The following is an 18,439-nucleotide window of genomic DNA, read 5'->3' on the forward strand; positions in this document are numbered from 1 at the left end:
TTCTCGTCACCCGCTTTGAACGAAAGGTTCATACCAAGTTTTTATAACTTGGGCGCGTAGCTCAGGTGGTTAGAGCGCACGCCTGATAAGCGTGAGGTCGGTGGTTCGAGTCCACTCGTGCCCATTTGAATATTTTATGGTCCGTTGGTCAAGGGGTTAAGACACCGCCTTTTCACGGCGGTAACACGGGTTCGAATCCCGTACGGACTATATCATTTCTTGGAGGATTACCCAAGTCCGGCTGAAGGGAACGGTCTTGAAAACCGTCAGGCGTGTAAAAGCGTGCGTGGGTTCGAATCCCACATCCTCCTTTTAGTTGAATAATAGTATCGCGGGATGGAGCAGCTAGGTAGCTCGTCGGGCTCATAACCCGAAGGTCGTAGGTTCAAATCCTGCTCCCGCAATAAGGCTCGGTAGCTCAGTTGGTAGAGCAATGGATTGAAGCTCCATGTGTCGGCGGTTCGATTCCGTCTCGCGCCATTTTACTTATATTTTTTGGAAGGGTAGCGAAGAGGCTAAACGCGGCGGACTGTAAATCCGCTCCTTCGGGTTCGGGGGTTCGAATCCCTCCCCTTCCATAAACCTTTACGGGCATAGTTTAAAGGTAGAACTAAGGTCTCCAAAACCTTCAGTGTGGGTTCAATTCCTACTGCCCGTGTTTGATAATATGGCGGGTGTGGTGAAGTGGTTAACACACCAGATTGTGGCTCTGGCATGCGTGGGTTCGATCCCCATCACTCGCCTATTTATTGATATTGGGGTATAGCCAAGCGGTAAGGCAAGGGACTTTGACTCCCTCATGCGTTGGTTCGAATCCAGCTACCCCAGTTAAACTTGAGCCGGCGTGGCGGAATTGGCAGACGCGCTGGACTCAAAATCCAGTGTCCTCACGGACGTGCCGGTTCGACCCCGGCCGCCGGTATAGCTTAAGTTTACTGAAGAGACAAGGTTTGTTGACCTTGTCTTTTTTTATTTTGATCTTTTTAACTTTGCATTCTTTTAAATAACTTATACTTTAAAACTTATTTATTTAATCTGTAAATTTTTTATTATTTGGATATATGTGCGAGGGGAAATTTGTAGTTCCATTTATAGAGGCGTGATTTTTTCAAGTTGATTATTTGTTGCTTGATTTAATATTAGTGAATTGTTTGAATCCCTGAGATCATAATTTCTTTTTTAAGAATCATTAGACGATGTTAGTATTTGAAAGATAAGAATGAGTTACTAGAAAGATCCTAGATGCTGAAAAAAGCCTTTTTTTGTGAATAACCAAAAGTTCTAGAAGTGTATTAAATCAACATGCTGCTACTTAGCAAGAATAGAGCTTGAAATCTATTGTCTTCATGGATGTGCCTTCGTTTGTCAGTATAGCTTAAGTTTATTCGAGTTTCTAGCTCTTTTTTACTGTGTTTACTTTGTTGGCTTTGAAGTAAATGATTCGGTTTGTAATAATTTTTTTGATTCTAGTTTGAACTTTTTATTTGCTTCTTTTTTTAATTGTGTTATAATTAACCAGTGAAACATTAACTGGTTAAGTAAAGAGAGGGAGGGAAATCATGTCACAGTTAGCTCATAAGATTGATTCTTTTTTAAATGAGATTATTTTGAAGGCTGAGAATCAGCATGAGATTCTAGTTGGTTCATGTACGAGTAATGTTGCTTTAACGAATACACAAGAACATATTTTGATGTTGTTAGCTGAAGAGATGTTGACCAACTCTGATTTAGCTAAAAAATTAAATGTAAGTCAGGCCGCTGTAACGAAGGCTGTTAAGTCTTTAATCAATCAAGGGATGTTGGAGACTTTCAAAGATAAGAAGGATGCTAGAGTAACTTTTTATCGCTTAACTGAATTAGCACAGCCAATTGCTTATGAACATGAGCATCATCACGCTCATACCTTGGAAACTTATCAAAGTTTACTGGATAGATTTTCTCAAGATGAACAGCAAGCAATTGAAAAATTTTTGGAGGCCTTAGTGGGAGAAATTGGGAAATGAGATATATAACAGTGGAAAATTTATCTTTCTACTATGATAAAGAACCTGTTTTGGAGCATATTCATTATTTTTTGGATAGTGGAGAGTTTGTTACGCTGACGGGGGAGAATGGAGCTGCTAAGACTACTCTGATCAAAGCTAGTCTAGGTATTTTGCAGCCTAAGCATGGTGAGGTTAAGATTTCTAAGACAAATACTCAAGGAAAGAAATTACGTATTGCTTATCTACCTCAGCAGATAGCTAGTTTTAATGCTGGTTTTCCTAGTACGGTATATGAATTTGTCAAGTCAGGTCGTTATCCGCGTAAAGGTTGGTTTCGTCGTTTGAATGAGCATGATGAAGAACATATCAAGGCAAGTCTTGAATCTGTAGGGATGTGGGAACATAGGGACAAGCGGATTGGCTCTCTTTCTGGCGGGCAAAAGCAGAGAGCTGTGATTGCTCGGATGTTTGCTTCGGATCCGGATATTTTTGTCCTAGATGAGCCGACAACAGGGATGGATGCAGGCAGTAAGGATGAATTTTACAAGCTCATGCACCATAGTGCTCATAAGCATGGGAAAGCTGTCTTGATGATTACACACGATCCGGAAGAAGTCAAAAAGTATGCCGACCGTAATATTCATCTGGTTCGTAATCAGGACTCGCCTTGGCGCTGTTTCAATGTGCATGAAAGCGACAATGGACAGGAGGTGAGCCATGCTTAATCTATTTTCCTATGATTTTATGCAACGAGCCTTTTTGGCAGTTATTGCCATGAGTCTCTTCTCGCCGATTCTGGGGACTTTCCTGATTTTACGTCGGCAGAGTCTCATGAGTGATACGCTTAGCCACGTTTCACTAGCAGGTGTTGCTTTTGGCTTGGTTCTTGGTTTGTCACCAACTTTGACAACGGTGATTGTGGTCATGATAGCGGCAGTATTTTTAGAGTACTTGCGGACTATTTATAAGAATTTTATGGAAATCGGGACGGCCATTCTCATGTCTACTGGATTAGCTATTTCTCTGATTGTTATGAGCAAAGGTAAGAGTTCTAGTTCGATGAGTCTGGATCAGTATCTATTTGGTTCCATTGTGACGATTAGTACGGAGCAGGTGATTTCTCTCTTTGTCATTGCTGCTGTGGTGCTCGTCTTAACCTTCCTCTTCATTCGGCCTATGTACATCTTGACCTTTGATGAGGATACGGCTTTCGTGGATGGGCTACCGGTACGGACCATGTCTATTCTCTTCAATATCGTGACGGGTGTTGCGATTGCTCTTATGATTCCGGCTGCGGGAGCCTTGCTGGTTTCGACCATTATGGTCTTGCCGGCCAGTATTGCTCTGCGGATTGGGAAAAACTTTAAATCGGTTATTTTGCTAGCAAATATCATCGGTTTCTTTGGTATGATTGCTGGCCTATATATTTCTTACTACGCAGAGACGCCGGCAAGCGCTAGTATTACAATTATTTTCGTTAGTCTGTTTTTAGTGGTCAATTTGATCAAAAAATTTGTGAAATAGGAGAAAAAAATGAAGAAAATTAGCTTACTATTAGTTGGTTTATTTAGTGTATTCTTGGTGGCTTGTTCCAATCAGAAAAAAGCGGATGGCAAGTTGAACATTGTCACGACTTTTTATCCTGTTTATGAGTTTACTAAGCAGGTGGCTGGAGATGAAGCCAACGTTGATCTTCTAATCGGTGCTGGAACAGAGCCGCATGATTATGAGCCTTCTGCAAAGGCAGTTGCGACGATTCAGGACGCGGATGCTTTTGTTTATGAAAATGAAAATATGGAGACTTGGGTTCCAGATTTGCTAAAAACATTGAAAAATAAGAAGGAAACAGTAATCAAGGCGACTGGAAAAATGCTCTTACTTCCTGGAGGAGAAGAGGAGGAAGACCATGAACATGGCGAAGAGGGACACCATCATGACTATGATCCCCATGTTTGGCTGTCTCCAAAGCGGGCCATTCAAATGGTGGAGCACATCCGTGATAGCTTGAGCAAAGCTTATCCTGACAAGAAGGCTGCTTTTGAGAAAAATGCTGCAGCTTATATCAAGAAGCTGGAAGCCTTGGATAAAGAATACGAAGCTGGCTTGGCTAACGCCAAACAAAAGAGCTTTGTTACTCAACACGCTGCCTTTAACTATCTGGCATTGGACTATGGCTTGAAACAGGTTCCGATTTCTGGACTTTCACCAGACAGTGAGCCATCGGCTTCACGCTTGGCTGAATTGACTGAGTACATCAAGAAAAATAAAATCAAGTATATCTACTTTGAAGAAAATGCTTCTCAGGCATTGGCTTCCACTTTGGCTAAGGAAACAGGGGTAGAGCTTGATGTCTTGAATCCATTGGAAAGCTTGACTGAAGAACAGACCAAGGATGGGGCAGACTATATTTCAATCATGCAGGCTAATCTAAAAGCTCTTAAGAAAACGACAGACCAAGAGGGGGCAGAGATTGCGGCTGAGAAAGAAGAAGATACTAAGACTGTTCAAAACGGTTACTTTGAAGACAGTGCCGTCAAGGATCGGACACTATCTGACTATGCTGGCGAGTGGCAGTCTGTTTACCCTTATCTGAAAGACGGGACCTTGGATCAAGTCTTTGACTACAAGGCTAAGCTGACTGGGAAAATGACAGCAGCTGAATACAAGGACTACTATGATAAAGGCTACAAGACAGATGTTTCCAATATCAATATCACAGACAAGACTATGGAATTTGTGGTAGATGGAAAATCCAAGAAATATACTTATAAATACGTTGGTAAGCACACTCTGACATACTCTAAGGGAAATCGTGGAGTTCGCTTTATGTTTGAAGCGACTGATGCAGATGCTGGCCAGTACAAGTATGTTCAGTTTAGCGATCATAATATTGCACCGACCAAGGCAGCTCATTTCCATATCTTCTATGGTGGCGAAAGCCAGGAAGCACTCTTTAATGAGTTGGAAAATTGGCCAACCTACTATCCAAGTAAATTAACTGGTCAAGAAATTGCCCAAGAAATGTTGGCGCACTAATATGAATAAACTTGAGAAGACGGGATTATCCCGCCTTCTTTTTTACATTTCGAAAAGTAGCGATAAAAATACTTGACAAATTACGATTACAAATGTAAACTAATAAAGTATTGAATTACAAATGTAAATAACAAGGAAGTGTTAAACAATGGAACAGCAAAATATTAGCCAAGCTGAATGGCAAGTCATGCGTGTGTTGTGGGCTTATCCACATAGCCGTAGTACAGAGATTATAGCGCGTTTGGAAGCTGATTTTTCATGGAAGCCTGCTACGATCAAAACACTTTTGAATCGTCTCAAAACCAAAGAATTTATTGCCATGGAAAAAATAGAGGGTAAGTTTTACTATGATGCTCGGATTTTAGAAGCGGATCATCTAGAAAGTACTTTGCAGGCTCTCTTTGACAACATCTGTAACACCAAGCATGGAGAGCTGCTAATTTCAATGATTGAGAGAAGTCAGTTCAGCCAAGGAGATTTGCAACTGCTTAGTCAGGTCATTGATAAGAAAAGAGCTTCAGCTCCACTAGAAATAGAATGTCACTGCCCGCAAGGTCAGTGTCGCTGTGGTCGTAGATGAGGAAATTGTGATGGAAAAAAAAGAATACAAGCTATCAGGTATGACCTGTGCATCTTGTGCTATGACAGTTGAGATGGCGGTCAAAGATTTAGAGACTGTCGAAGATGTTAATGTTAACCTAGCAACAGAACGTCTCAGTTTAATCCCTAAGGAGGGGTTTGACAGCCAGCAAGTGTTGGATGCGGTAGCTGAGGCTGGTTATCAGGCAGAAGAAAAAGGAAAAGACAGACCGTCTGAAGTAAACGAAGAGGCTGTGGCTAGAGCGCAAGCATTACGAAGAAAGAAACAAGAACTACTGATTCTTTTGCTTACGACTCTGCCTTTGCTTTATATCTCTATGGGTAGCATGGTCGGTCTTCCTCTGCCAAGCTTCTTGGATCATATGGCGCATCCCTTGGTCTTCGTTCTGTCACAACTGCTTTTAACGTTGCCTGCTGTGTGGATCGGTCGTGGCTTTTATCAGAGAGGTTTTCGTAATCTTATCAAGAAACATCCTAATATGGATAGTTTGATTGCGGTGGGGACCAGCGCAGCGTTTCTCTACAGTCTCTACTCAGTCAGTCAGGTTTTTCTAGGCCATCATCCCTTTGTTCATCAGCTTTATTTTGAGTCTGTTGCAGTGATTATTACCTTGATTCTTCTGGGGAAATATATGGAAAGTTCAGCTAAGGGGAGAACGTCTCAGGCGATTCAATCACTGCTTGAGCTAGTACCTAGTCAGGCGACAGTGATTCGTTATGGTGAGGCTGTAACCATTGATACGGAGGATATCCGAGTTGGAGACATTATCCGTATCAGACCAGGGGAGCGTATGCCAGTAGATGGCCTTGTGACAGACGGGCAGACCTTTGTGGATGAGTCCATGATGACTGGTGAAAGTGTCCCGATTGAAAAGAAGGTCGGCGACACTATTACCAGTGCAACGATCAATCAAAATGGTAGTATTGACTACCAAGCTACTAGGGTGGGTTCGGATACGACCTTAGCCCAGATTGTCAGATTGGTGGAGGAAGCTCAGGGGTCTAAGGCGCCGATAGCGGCTTTGGCCGATAAGATTTCACTCTATTTTGTCCCAATTGTGCTGAGCTTAGCTACTTTGTCCGCTCTTGGCTGGTATTTTCTAGCTGGTGAGAGTCTTAGCTTTTCTCTGTCAATCTTTATAGCAGTTCTGGTCATTGCCTGCCCTTGTGCGCTAGGATTAGCCACTCCGACAGCCATCATGGTTGGGACTGGTAAAGGGGCCGAAAATGGAATTCTGATTAAATCAGGACAAGCTTTGGAAGCAGCTTATCAACTGGATACTATTGTTCTTGATAAGACGGGGACGATTACGGTTGGTAAACCCAGCCTAACAGATCTGCTGTCCTTGGGTGATTTGAATCGGCCCGACTTGTTGCGACTAATAGCTAGTGCTGAGCAGCATTCTGAACATCCTTTGGCTCAGGCTATCTTGGAAGCGGCTGAAGAGGAGGAGCTTAACTTACTGCCAGTCAGCCATTTTGAGGCTATAGTTGGACGAGGCTTAGCAGCTCAGGTCGAGGGCAGACGGCTTCTGGTGGGAAATGAGTCTTTGATGAAAGAAAATAACATTGACAGCAGTGCCTTTCAAGAACAGTTGTTGGAGCTATCCCAGAAAGGGAAGACAGCCATGTTTGTCGCAATAGATGGACAGCTGGTAGGTATTTTAGCGGTAGCAGATGAGATGAAGTCCAACAGTCTGAAGGCGGTGCAAGAGCTCCAGTCTATGGGGCTAGAAGTCATCATGCTGACAGGGGATCGTGAGGAAACAGCGAAAGCTATTGCCCAGAAAGCTGGCATCCAAAAAGTTATCGCAGGTGTATTGCCGGATGGTAAGGCCACTGCTATCAAGGACTTGCAGGAAGCTGATAAAAAACTGGCCATGGTCGGAGACGGTATCAATGATGCGCCAGCTCTGGTTCAGGCAGATGTAGGAATTGCCATCGGATCAGGCGCTGATGTAGCTATCGAATCAGCAGATGTAGTGCTCATGCATAGTGATCTGCAAGATGTGGTCAAGGCCATCAAGCTTAGCCAGGCGACCATTCGTAATATCAAGGAAAATCTTTTCTGGGCCTTTGCTTATAATACACTAGGCATCCCGATTGCTATGGGTCTGCTGCATCTTTTCGGCGGTCCCTTGCTCAATCCTATGTTGGCTGGCCTAGCCATGAGCTTGAGCTCAGTATCGGTTGTCGTCAATGCTCTACGTCTAGGACGCTTTAAAATGAACTAAATATACGGAGGAATAAATCTATGAAACAAACAGTCCAATTAGAAAACTTATCTTGTCAAAACTGTGTCAAACACGTCACCCAGCATTTCCTATCTATGGAGGGAGTGTCAGATGTGGTTGTGGACTTAGAGAAACAGACAGCTCAAGTGACAACGGATAAACTTTATAGTGTATCTGACTATGAAGCGGCTTTAGCTAAAACGATTTATAAGGTATTATCAGTTGATTAATGCTTAATTTTAGATAAGATCTTACTTCCTTTTGAACCTGTTTGGTCTTTCATTGTAATATTTTGTAAAACATCTTGACTTAATATTACAATTCTATTACAATGAAATAAAGAACCGGTTAAGGGGAGGAAATTATATGAGTAAGAAGCTACTTATTGGCTTAATCACAGCATTGTTTATCGTTATAGCAGGCGTGTTTATTTATTTTAAATTTTTTACCATTTCTGAAAATAAACCTTCCTCAACAACTTCACAGTCCAGAATTAGCACAAGTCAGTCTAGCCAAAGCTCAACCAAGAAGGAATCAAGTGAGGATTCTAGTAGCGTAACGACTAATTCGACCTCAGAGAAACCTTCAAATGAGACTGGAAAACCGAGTGACCAAGCAGAAGGTAAGGAGCAAATAAAGGCTCGTTCAACTGTATTTGATTTTAATGCGATGACTCATGGGAATTTTACAAGCGTAAAAGGGACATGGAAGAATGCTGAAGGTCAGACAATTACCTTTGATGAGAAGGGCATAGTGGCTGATGAAACTAGCATTTCTTCTTTCAACTATGATGCTGCAGGCAATTTGATCGTAAATGTTCAAACGGGATTAACAGGTTATTCAATCTGGTTTGTGATGAAGGGAAATGCCATTGTACCAGAAGGAGATACTTCTGATACAAATCGTGATAGAATTTTTGCCGGTCAAGGAATGCCTGAAAATATCGCAAGTGCAGCTTACTATCGAGTTGATCAATAAGGGCGGTTGCTAAATTAATAGAAAAAAGATACAATAAGTCCTATACTAGAAAATAGAAAAGGGCTTATTTTTTAAGCCTGACACATGAGGAAAAATATGAAAAAAAGAATATTGTTAACAACTATTTTAATAGCTTTAGGAGGAGGACTAGTCTTGTCAGGATGTTCTGGAAAAGGAGAAACAAAAGAGAGCTCAGCTTCTTCAAGTCAAATGGCATCCTCGAAGAGTTCAGCAACTTCGGCCAGCTCTGAATCCAGTAAGACTTCAGAAAGTTCTACAAGCCCTAGTCAGGAAGCGGAGAAAAAAATGAACATTAGTGAATTGGCTGATGGAAATTTTGCAAGCATTCAAGGCACATGGCAAAATGATAAAGGGGAACAACTTGTATTTGATGAAAACGGTCTAGTTTCAGCTGAATATGAATTTGGTGGTGCTTCCTTAACAGACTATGGAACAGCAGCTGGCGGTGTATACGGTGGCCAAACAGGAGGTTTCTTGTTAGAATTTATTCCAAGTGGTGTCAAGCTTGCTGATACAGAAAACTTTAAAGATAGCTCTGATACTAGTCGTGACCGCCTTTGGACTGGGGTGGGTATTCAGTCCTTTGGTGAACAAGGTAGTTTTTACTATCGTATTAAATAAGAGAAGATATTAAAAAGACAAGCTTTTAAAGCTTGTCTTTTTTGATTTTTCCAATCAGAATGGTAGCAGAAATGGTGATTTCTGTGAGATCGGACCAATCAATTTCTTCCTGCTTAATATGAAAGAGCAGAGGAGTCATGCCGATGAGAGCTTCTTTTTGGATTTCATTGATTGGATAAGTGACAGTAACCTCTTTCTGTTCAAGAATTTCAAATGAGGTCTCAAAATGGTCTAGTATATCTTGGTTGGAATAATCTTGCTTTTGCAGCTGCCCGGCAACCTTTTTGCGGATTTCCTGAACATGTTGACTGGTAGGAATAACCTTGATCAGGAGTCCTTGTTTAGTCAATACACGTTGGAATTCCTGGTAGTTTGCAGGAGAAAAAATATCTAAAATAAGATCAATACTATGATTCTTGATAGGAAGTTTTGCCAAATCTCCCACAAACCAATTGATAGAAAGGCTAGTATCAGTTTTGCTGGCTAGTTGGATGGAGTCTTTGGAAATATCAAAAGCATAAAAATCTTTGTCTGGGAATACTTTTTGCAATTCCAAACTATAGTATCCTTGGCCACAACCAACATCTAAAATAGTTTGAGTATCGGGTGATTGTTGCAAAAAAACTTCAATTTCCTGTAAAATATGTTGGTAAAAGCCGGCCTCTAAGATGATTTGGCGCTGAATAAAGTTGTCTTTATCATAATCTTTTGATTGTCTTATCTGGGGAGCCAAGTTTACGTAGCCGTATTTTGCAATGTCAAAAGAATGTCTGTTTGTGCAGACTAGGCTATGGTCTTGAAATTTGAGTTCTTCCTTACAAAGAGGACAAGCAAAAGTTGAGGCTCTAGCAAATCGAGCGATTTTTGGTTTCATGAGTCGTTTCTTTCTGTGAAAATAGAAGATCTTGTTGAAGAAGATATGGAAAAGGAAACCCGTCTGTCTTTCGAGTTTCCTTTAGGTTTAATAAGTCAAGACAAAGTATTTTTTCTTACCACGGCGGATGACGGTCAATTCATTTTCTAATTTGTCTGCATCACTCAGAGTATAGTCAAGGTCTTGGATGCGGTCTCCATTGACGTAGATAGCTCCGTTTTGGACGTCTTCACGCGCCTGACGTTTGGAATTAACAACTCCAGCTGTAACAAGTAAATCAACAATGTTGAGGTTGTCTTCTGTTTGGACTTGATAATTTGGAACACCACGGAGTCCTTGTTTCAGCTCTTTAACAGAAAGGTTCTTAATATTTCCTGCAAATAGCTGTTCTGTAATATTTAAGGCTTCTTGGTAAGCTTTTTCGCCATGAACTAGAGTGACCACTTCACGTGCTAAGATTTTCTGAGCCAAACGTTCATGTGGTGCTGCCTCAAACTGCTTGCGGATCCCCTCAATCTCATCTAAGCTTAGGAAGGTGAAAATTTTAAGGAAACGAACGGCATCATCGTCCATGACATTCATCCAGAATTGGTACATTTCATATGGGCTTGTCTTGTCAGCGTTCAGCCAAACAGCATTTCCTTCTGATTTACCAAATTTCTTACCGCTAGCATCGGTGATAAGAGGAACAGTAATGACGTGTCCAGTCTTGTCAGCTTTACGACGCAAGAGTTCTGTTCCAGCAGTCATATTTCCCCATTGATCAGAACCACCAATTTGCAGAGTAACATTGTGTTTTTGATTTAAGATGAAAAAGTCGTATCCTTGCATGATTTGGTAGGCAAATTCAGTATATGAAATCCCTGTTTCAATCCGTTTTTTAACAGATTCTTTACTCATCATGTAGTTGACTGTGAAGTATTTTCCAACGTCACGTAGGAAATCGATAAAACTGATGTCTGAAAACCAGTCGTAGTTATTAACCATTTCAGCTTTGTTCTGACCGTTTTCAAAGTCAAGCAAGCCTGCAAGCTGCCCTTGGATGCTTTTAACCCAGCCTTCTACGGTTTCTTTGGTTTGTAAACTACGTTCAGCATCCTTAAAAGATGGGTCGCCAATAAGACCAGTTGCTCCTCCAACTAAGGCGTAAGGTTTGTGTCCAGCCAACTGTAGGCGACGGCTTGTTAAGATGGCTACAAGGTGACCAAGGTGCAGGCTGTCTGCTGTTGGGTCATATCCAGTATAATAAGAGACTTGACCTTCTTCTAGTTCTTGGCGCAGGGCTTCTTCATCAGTAGTTTGAAAAATCAACCCACGTTCTTTGAGCTCATCAAAAATGTGCATGTCTGTCTCTCCTTTTCAAAGTTTTAAATTCATTCTCCCATTGTATCACAAACCAGGAAAAGAGTGTAATAAAATTGCAAAAAAACTAGTAAAAAATCTCCCCAAGCTCTTGTAAATCGCGCTGTTCTTGTCATATGGACGAAGATTTTGATATAATAGGCAATACGAGGATATAATATGTTGGAACAAAAAGTAAAAAAGTTTCTTGAAATTTTAAAACCATTTATTAAAAAAATTCAGATCCTATGGAAAAAAGTGGCTGAAAAATCTCGCCTTTTCTTTGGGAAAATTTGGAAGTGGCTGGGGTCTAAGCTACAAACTGATGGAGAGCCTTGGTCTCCTATGGATATTGGGGCTACTGTCTTGCGAACAATTAAGCTTCTTTCGAATACCCTGTTCGTCCTTTTGTTTCTGGGATTTTTATTTGGTGCGGGGATCGCGACAGGCTATGCCTTAAATTTATTTAATAATGTAGCAGTACCCGAAAAAGATACTTTGATTCAGAAAGTTCAAGATATATCAGCAATTTCAGAATTAACGTATGCTGATGGTAGCTTGATTTCGACAATAGATAGTGACCTGCTAAGGGTTACTGTGGACAGCTCTGCGATTTCTGAAAATGTAAAGAAGGCTGTAATTGCAACAGAAGATGAGAATTTCATGAGCCATAAGGGAGTCGTTCCTAAGGCTGTTTTACGGGCCACTCTGGGGTCGGTAGTTGGAATTGGTTCTGCTAGTGGTGGTTCTACTATTACCCAGCAGGTTATCAAACAGCAAGTTGTTGGAGATGCTCCTACTTTTAATCGTAAAGCAACGGAAATCATCGATTCCTTAGCATTAGAGCGCTATATGAGTAAGGATGAAATACTGACAACCTATCTCAATGTATCACCTTTTGGTAGAAATAATAAAGGCCAAAATATAGCTGGTGTTGAAGAGGCTGCTAAGGGAATTTTTGGTGTTAGCGCAAGTAAATTAACAGTGCCTCAAGCAGCTTTTATTGCGGGATTGCCTCAAAGCCCAATTGTATACTCTCCCTACACGGCGAAGGGGACTTTGAAAGATTCAAAGGACATGGCCTATGGTTTGGAGAGGGCTAAGGACGTTCTTTATAACATGTACCGGACAGGTGCTTTAAGCCAAGATGAGTACAATCTTTATAAAGATTATGATTTGACCAAAGATTTTTTACCTGCTGGAAATGTTGAAACGGCATCACGTGGCTATCTATATTATCAAGCCAAGTCTGAAGCTGAAGATGCCATGTATCAGTATCTCATCAAGAGAGATAATGTTTCTCAACAAGATCTGAAAAATACAGCTACTGTTAAGGCCTATAAGGAATTAGCAGCCAAAGAACTAAGTGAAGGTGGCTATACCGTTAAAACCACCATTAACAAGGCAGTTCATAACGCCATGCAAAATGCTGTTGCTGCATACGGTGGAATCTTAGATGATGGAACTGGGCAGGTTCAAGTTGGGAATGTTCTTTTAAATAACCAGACCGGTGCTGTCCTAGGGTTTATCGGTGGAAGGAATTATGCCGAGAATCAAAATAATCACGCTTTTGATACGGAGCGTTCACCTGGTTCGACCATCAAGCCGATTTTAGCCTACGGAATTGCAATTGACCAGGGGCTGATGGGAAGTGCAAGTGTCCTATCTAATTATCCGACAACCTTCTCAAGCGGAGACCCTATCATGCATGCGGACAGTCGAGGGACGGGTATGATGGATTTGCAAGAAGCCTTGAATACTTCTTGGAATATTCCTGCCTACTGGACCTATAAGCTCCTACGTGAGAAAGGAGTCAATGTCAAAGGCTACATGGATAAAATGGGCTATTCGATTCCTGACTATACAATTGAGAGTCTGCCATTGGGAGGAGGGATTGAAGTCTCTGTTGCCCAGCATACCAATGGTTTCCAGGCGCTAGCTAATAATGGGACTTATCAGAAGCGTTATATGATTGAAAAAATCAGTGACAGGACAGGTAAAGTTATTTATGAACATAAGGCTAGTCCAGTCCAGGTCTATACACCAGCGACAGCGACTATTATGCAAAGCTTGATGCGAGGAGTCTTGGAATCTGGGTCTACAACGACTTTTAAATCACGACTAGCGCAAGTAAATGGTGGTTTGTTGAGTGCTGACTGGATTGGGAAAACAGGAACTACCAATGTCAATGGTGATATGTGGCTGATGCTTTCAACTCCAAAGGTAACTTTGGGAGGCTGGATAGGACACGACGACAATACCTCGATGGGAGCTTTGACGGGTTATAATAACAATGCAAGCTACATGGCCAATCTTGTAAACGCCATCTATCAAGCCGATCCAAACGTCTTTGGTATTAGCGATCGATTTAACCTAGATTCTAGTGTTATCAGTTCGGAAGTTTTAAAAGCTACTGGTACAAAACCTGGTCGTACGACAATTAATGGTCGTGATATTTCATTGGGCGGTCAAACAGTTACTAGCTACTGGGCTAAGAATGGAGCACCAGCTTTATCTTATCGTTTTGCTATCGGTGGCACAGATAGCGATTTACAGCAGGCTTGGGCGGCACTTGCTGGAAACCAAACTTCTGACCGTCGGGGCAAAGAAGAGAAAGAAAAAGAGAGCGAGACAAGAAACGAAAAAGAGGAAAAAGAAACAAGCAGTTCGAGTAAAAAACAAGAAGATTCCTCTACAGATAAAAATTCTAGTCAAAGTCAGACAAATTAAAATAAAAAGGCTTTCATAACGCCGATAATCTTGCATTTTCAGGCAAAATAAGGTACAATATTATTAATAATTTGTCGTCTGCTTTTTTGAAATATTGTCCAAAAGAGCTTACAGCAGTTAAATCAAACTTTCATAAGTCAGATTTAGCTGCTCTTTTTGTGCCTATTTTTAGGAAAAATGAATTATGTCATCATAATTTAATTTTTCTGAAAATTAAACAAAAGGGACTGATTGTAGCTGTTTTGCAGTTTGACAAAACAGAATAGAGGAATTGCCTCTGAAAAGATTTAATTGAACTCGCCCTAAAAGAGCTGGTAAGAAGTTCCTGGTTAGAAAAGATTCATTTCTTTATCAATTCAAAATCTGGAATTTCTTTAAGCTTTGTTGATGGGCTGCGTATCTTACTATAAAGGAGTAAAAACTTGGCAGGACATGACGTTCAATACGGGAAACATCGTACCCGTCGTAGTTTTTCAAGAATTAAGGAAGTTCTTGATTTACCTAACTTAATTGAGATTCAAACAGATTCTTTTAAAGACTTCTTGGATCATGGTTTGAAGGAAGTTTTTGAAGATGTACTTCCAATTTCAAACTTTACCGACACTATGGAGCTGGAATTTGTTGGTTATGAAATTAGAGAACCAAAATATACGCTGGAAGAAGCACGCATTCATGATGCCAGCTACTCAGCGCCAATTTTTGTGACTTTCCGTCTGATTAACAAGGAAACTGGTGAAATCAAGACACAGGAAGTCTTCTTTGGTGATTTCCCTATTATGACTGAAATGGGAACCTTCATCATCAATGGTGGTGAACGGATTATCGTATCCCAGTTGGTACGTTCTCCAGGGGTTTACTTCAATGATAAAGTCGATAAAAACGGTAAAATCGGCTATGGATCAACTGTTATTCCTAACCGTGGAGCATGGTTGGAACTGGAAACAGATTCAAAAGACATTGCCTATACTCGTATTGACCGGACGCGTAAGATTCCATTTACAACTTTGGTTCGTGCGCTTGGTTTCTCAGGTGATGATGAAATCTTTGACATTTTTGGTGATAGCGACTTAGTGCGCAATACTATCGAAAAAGATATTCACAAAAACCCTATGGATTCCCGCACGGATGAAGCTCTGAAAGAAATCTATGAGCGTCTCCGTCCAGGTGAACCTAAGACGGCTGAAAGTTCTCGTTCACTTCTTGTGGCACGTTTCTTTGATCCACATCGCTATGATTTGGCAGCAGTTGGACGTTACAAGATTAATAAGAAGCTCAACATCAAGACTCGTTTACTAAACCAAACAATTGCTGAACCTCTTGTGGATGCTGAAACAGGTGAAATCCTTGTTGAAGCAGGAACTCTTATGACTCGCAGCGTGATTGACAGTATTGCAGAGCAGTTGGATAATGGTTTGAACAAAATCACCTATATTCCGAATGATTCAGCTGTTTTGACAGAACCTGTAGAGCTTCAGAAGTTCAAAGTTGTGGCTCCAAATGACCCAGACCGTGTTGTGACTATTATTGGTAACGCAAATCCGTCTGATAAGGTTCGGACTGTAACACCTGCTGATATTTTGGCTGAGATGAGCTACTTCCTCAACTTGGCAGAAGGTATCGGTCGTGTGGATGATATTGACCACCTGGGGAACCGTCGTATTCGTGCGGTTGGTGAGCTTCTGGCTAACCAAGTTCGTCTGGGACTTTCTCGAATGGAGCGTAACGTTCGTGAACGGATGTCTGTTCAGGATAATGAAGTTCTCACACCGCAACAAATCATTAATATTCGTCCAGTAACTGCGGCCATTAAAGAATTCTTTGGATCTTCACAGTTGTCTCAGTTCATGGACCAACACAATCCGCTGTCTGAGCTTTCTCACAAACGTCGTCTATCTGCCTTAGGACCTGGTGGTTTGACACGTGACCGTGCTGGCTATGAAGTGCGGGACGTGCACTATACTCACTATGGCCGTATGTGTCCGATTGAAACACCTGAAGGACCAAACATCGGTTTGATCAATAACTTGTCTTCTTATGGACACCTTAACAAATATGGATTTATTCAAACGCCATACCGCAAGGTAGATCGTGAAGCTGGTGTGGTAACCAACGAAATCGTTTGGTTGACAGCTGATGAAGAAGATGAGTTTATCGTAGCTCAGGCAAACTCTAAGCTCAATGAAGAAGGTGGTTTTGCAGAGCCTATCGTTATGGGACGCCACCAAGGTAACAACCAAGAATTCCCATCAGATCAAGTAGATTACATGGATGTATCGCCTAAGCAGGTAGTTGCTGTAGCGACAGCATGTATTCCTTTCTTGGAAAATGACGACTCCAACCGTGCTCTCATGGGTGCCAACATGCAGCGTCAGGCTGTACCATTGATTGATCCAAAAGCGCCTTATGTTGGTACTGGTATGGAATACCAAGCGGCTCATGACTCTGGAGCGGCAGTCATTGCCCAGCATGATGGTAAAGTTACTTATGCAGATGCAGATAAAGTTGAAGTCCGTCGTGAAGATGGATCACTTGATGTTTATCATGTTCAAAAATTCCGTCGTTCTAACTCAGGAACTGCATACAACCAACGTACCCTTGTTAAAGTTGGCGATGTCATAGAAAAAGGTGACTTTATCGCTGACGGACCTTCTATGGAAAATGGAGAAATGGCATTGGGACAAAACCCAATCGTTGCTTACATGACATGGGAAGGTTACAACTTCGAGGATGCAGTTATCATGAGTGAGCGTCTGGTGAAAGACGATGTCTACACCTCTGTTCACTTAGAAGAATACGAATCAGAAACTCGCGACACTAAGCTTGGGCCTGAAGAAATTACCCGTGAAATTCCAAACGTAGGGGAAGATGCCCTACGCAATTTGGACGAAATGGGGATTATCCGTATCGGAGCGGAAGTTAAAGAAGGAGACATCCTAGTCGGAAAAGTAACTCCGAAGGGTGAAAAAGATCTTTCTGCTGAAGAGCGCCTCTTGCACGCCATCTTCGGAGATAAGTCTCGTGAAGTGCGTGATACTTCGCTTCGTGTACCTCACGGGGCAGACGGTGTCGTTCGTGACGTGAAGATCTTTACCCGTGCAAATGGTGATGAGCTACAATCTGGTGTTAATATGCTGGTTCGTGTCTACATCGCTCAAAAACGTAAGATCAAGGTCGGAGATAAGATGGCCGGTCGTCACGGAAACAAAGGGGTTGTATCCCGGATCGTTCCTGTGGAAGATATGCCATACTTGCCAGATGGAACACCAGTAGATATCATGTTGAACCCACTCGGGGTACCATCTCGTATGAACATCGGTCAGGTTATGGAGCTCCACCTTGGTATGGCAGCGCGTAATTTGGGCATTCACATTGCGACTCCAGTCTTTGACGGAGCTAGCTCAGATGATCTTTGGGATACTGTTCGTGAAGCTGGTATGGATAGTGATGCTAAGACCGTTCTTTATGATGGTCGTACAGGTGAGCCATTTGACAACCGTGTATCTGTCGGTGTCATGTACATGATCAAGCTCCACCACATGGTAGATGACAAACTCCACGCCCGCTCAGTAGGACCTTACTCAATGGTTACCCAACAACCACTCGGAGGTAAAGCTCAGTTTGGTGGACAACGTTTTGGTGAGATGGAAGTTTGGGCCTTGGAAGCTTACGGTGCTTCGAACGTTCTGCAAGAAATCCTGACTTACAAGTCAGATGATGTCAACGGCCGTTTGAAAGCTTATGAAGCTATCACTAAAGGTAAACCAATTCCAAAACCAGGTGTGCCAGAATCCTTCCGTGTCCTTGTTAAAGAATTGCAATCTCTTGGTCTGGACATGCGCGTTCTCGACGAAGATGATAATGAAGTAGAACTGCGCGACCTAGACGAAGGAGAAGACGATGACGTGATTCACGTTGACGATCTTGAAAAAGCGCGCGAAAAAGCAGCTCAAGAAGCGAAAGCAGCCTTTGAAGCTGAAGGAAAAGAATAAGAATTCACACTGACTAGAAAATGAAGAAAG

General features: G+C 41.9%; 13 protein-coding genes and 10 tRNA genes. 21 read left to right on the forward strand and 2 right to left on the reverse strand.

Features of this window, described 5'->3' with window-relative positions:
* Positions 1-50 precede the first annotated feature (50 nt).
* From PCY06_RS08250 to PCY06_RS08340, 19 genes are all read left to right on the forward strand, one after another.
* Positions 51-124, forward strand: a tRNA-Ile gene (locus tag PCY06_RS08250).
* A 14-nt stretch (positions 125-138) separates the two neighbouring features.
* Positions 139-210: transfer RNA gene (locus PCY06_RS08255), tRNA-Glu, on the forward strand.
* Positions 211-221: 11 nt separating this feature from the next.
* A tRNA-Ser gene (locus PCY06_RS08260) sits at positions 222-311 on the forward strand.
* 19 nt (positions 312-330) lie between these two features.
* Positions 331-404: transfer RNA gene (locus PCY06_RS08265), tRNA-Met, on the forward strand.
* 3 nt (positions 405-407) lie between these two features.
* A tRNA-Phe gene (locus PCY06_RS08270) sits at positions 408-480 on the forward strand.
* Positions 481-497: 17 nt separating this feature from the next.
* Positions 498-578 (forward strand) — tRNA-Tyr (locus tag PCY06_RS08275).
* 9 nt (positions 579-587) lie between these two features.
* Positions 588-658, forward strand: a tRNA-Trp gene (locus tag PCY06_RS08280).
* A 12-nt stretch (positions 659-670) separates the two neighbouring features.
* Positions 671-743, forward strand: a tRNA-His gene (locus PCY06_RS08285).
* Positions 744-756: 13 nt separating this feature from the next.
* A tRNA-Gln gene (locus tag PCY06_RS08290) sits at positions 757-828 on the forward strand.
* A 10-nt stretch (positions 829-838) separates the two neighbouring features.
* Positions 839-922 (forward strand) — tRNA-Leu (locus PCY06_RS08295).
* A 637-nt stretch (positions 923-1,559) separates the two neighbouring features.
* Positions 1,560-2,003: a zinc-dependent MarR family transcriptional regulator gene (locus PCY06_RS08300; protein WP_060553784.1), complete on the forward strand. Its 444-nt coding sequence runs from the start codon at positions 1,560-1,562 to the stop codon at positions 2,001-2,003.
* Positions 2,000-2,710: a metal ABC transporter ATP-binding protein gene (locus PCY06_RS08305; protein WP_045504531.1), complete on the forward strand. Its 711-nt coding sequence runs from the start codon at positions 2,000-2,002 to the stop codon at positions 2,708-2,710. Before PCY06_RS08300 ends, PCY06_RS08305 begins: the two co-directional genes overlap by 4 nt.
* Positions 2,703-3,509 carry a metal ABC transporter permease gene (locus PCY06_RS08310; protein WP_045773402.1) on the forward strand — a complete coding sequence of 269 codons (807 nt, stop codon included), beginning with the start codon at positions 2,703-2,705 and terminating at the stop codon, positions 3,507-3,509. The genes PCY06_RS08305 and PCY06_RS08310 overlap by 8 nt, the downstream gene beginning before the upstream one ends.
* A 9-nt stretch (positions 3,510-3,518) precedes the next feature.
* Positions 3,519-5,021, forward strand: a complete 1,503-nt coding sequence (locus PCY06_RS08315; protein WP_061597062.1) for a zinc ABC transporter substrate-binding protein AdcA — start codon at positions 3,519-3,521, stop codon at positions 5,019-5,021.
* Between the two features lie 148 nt (positions 5,022-5,169).
* A complete protein-coding gene (locus PCY06_RS08320; RefSeq protein ID WP_082307339.1) occupies positions 5,170-5,601 on the forward strand; it encodes a CopY/TcrY family copper transport repressor in 432 nt (143 codons plus the stop codon).
* A 7-nt stretch (positions 5,602-5,608) separates the two neighbouring features.
* Complete coding sequence (locus PCY06_RS08325) at positions 5,609-7,855, forward strand: heavy metal translocating P-type ATPase (protein ID WP_105165109.1); 2,247 nt, start codon at positions 5,609-5,611, stop codon at positions 7,853-7,855.
* A gap of 20 nt (positions 7,856-7,875) precedes the next feature.
* Complete coding sequence (locus PCY06_RS08330; protein ID WP_060553788.1) at positions 7,876-8,085, forward strand: heavy-metal-associated domain-containing protein; 210 nt, start codon at positions 7,876-7,878, stop codon at positions 8,083-8,085.
* 136 nt (positions 8,086-8,221) lie between these two features.
* On the forward strand, positions 8,222-8,833 hold the full coding sequence (locus tag PCY06_RS08335; RefSeq protein WP_082307341.1) for a DUF6287 domain-containing protein: 612 nt from the start codon (positions 8,222-8,224) through the stop codon (positions 8,831-8,833).
* 96 nt (positions 8,834-8,929) lie between these two features.
* On the forward strand, positions 8,930-9,475 hold the full coding sequence (locus PCY06_RS08340) for a DUF6287 domain-containing protein (protein ID WP_081041936.1): 546 nt from the start codon (positions 8,930-8,932) through the stop codon (positions 9,473-9,475).
* A 25-nt stretch (positions 9,476-9,500) separates the two neighbouring features.
* Here PCY06_RS08340 and PCY06_RS08345 read toward each other — a convergent pair whose 3' ends face one another.
* Positions 9,501-10,349, reverse strand: coding sequence for a putative RNA methyltransferase (locus PCY06_RS08345; RefSeq protein ID WP_060553791.1), 849 nt, complete (start codon positions 10,347-10,349; stop codon positions 9,501-9,503).
* A gap of 87 nt (positions 10,350-10,436) precedes the next feature.
* Complete coding sequence (gene tyrS, locus PCY06_RS08350; RefSeq protein ID WP_082307342.1) at positions 10,437-11,693, reverse strand: tyrosine--tRNA ligase; 1,257 nt, start codon at positions 11,691-11,693, stop codon at positions 10,437-10,439.
* Positions 11,694-11,870: 177 nt separating this feature from the next.
* Here tyrS and pbp1b point away from each other — a divergent pair, with 177 nt between their 5' ends.
* Positions 11,871-14,420, forward strand: coding sequence for a penicillin-binding protein PBP1B (gene pbp1b / locus PCY06_RS08355; RefSeq protein WP_081041937.1), 2,550 nt, complete (start codon positions 11,871-11,873; stop codon positions 14,418-14,420).
* A 422-nt stretch (positions 14,421-14,842) separates the two neighbouring features.
* A complete protein-coding gene (gene rpoB, locus PCY06_RS08360; protein ID WP_125399984.1) occupies positions 14,843-18,409 on the forward strand; it encodes a DNA-directed RNA polymerase subunit beta in 3,567 nt (1,188 codons plus the stop codon).
* Positions 18,410-18,439 lie beyond the last annotated feature (30 nt).

This window comes from Streptococcus sp. SG1 (assembly GCF_030439935.1).
GTDB classification, from domain to species: Bacteria; Bacillota; Bacilli; order Lactobacillales; family Streptococcaceae; genus Streptococcus; species Streptococcus gordonii.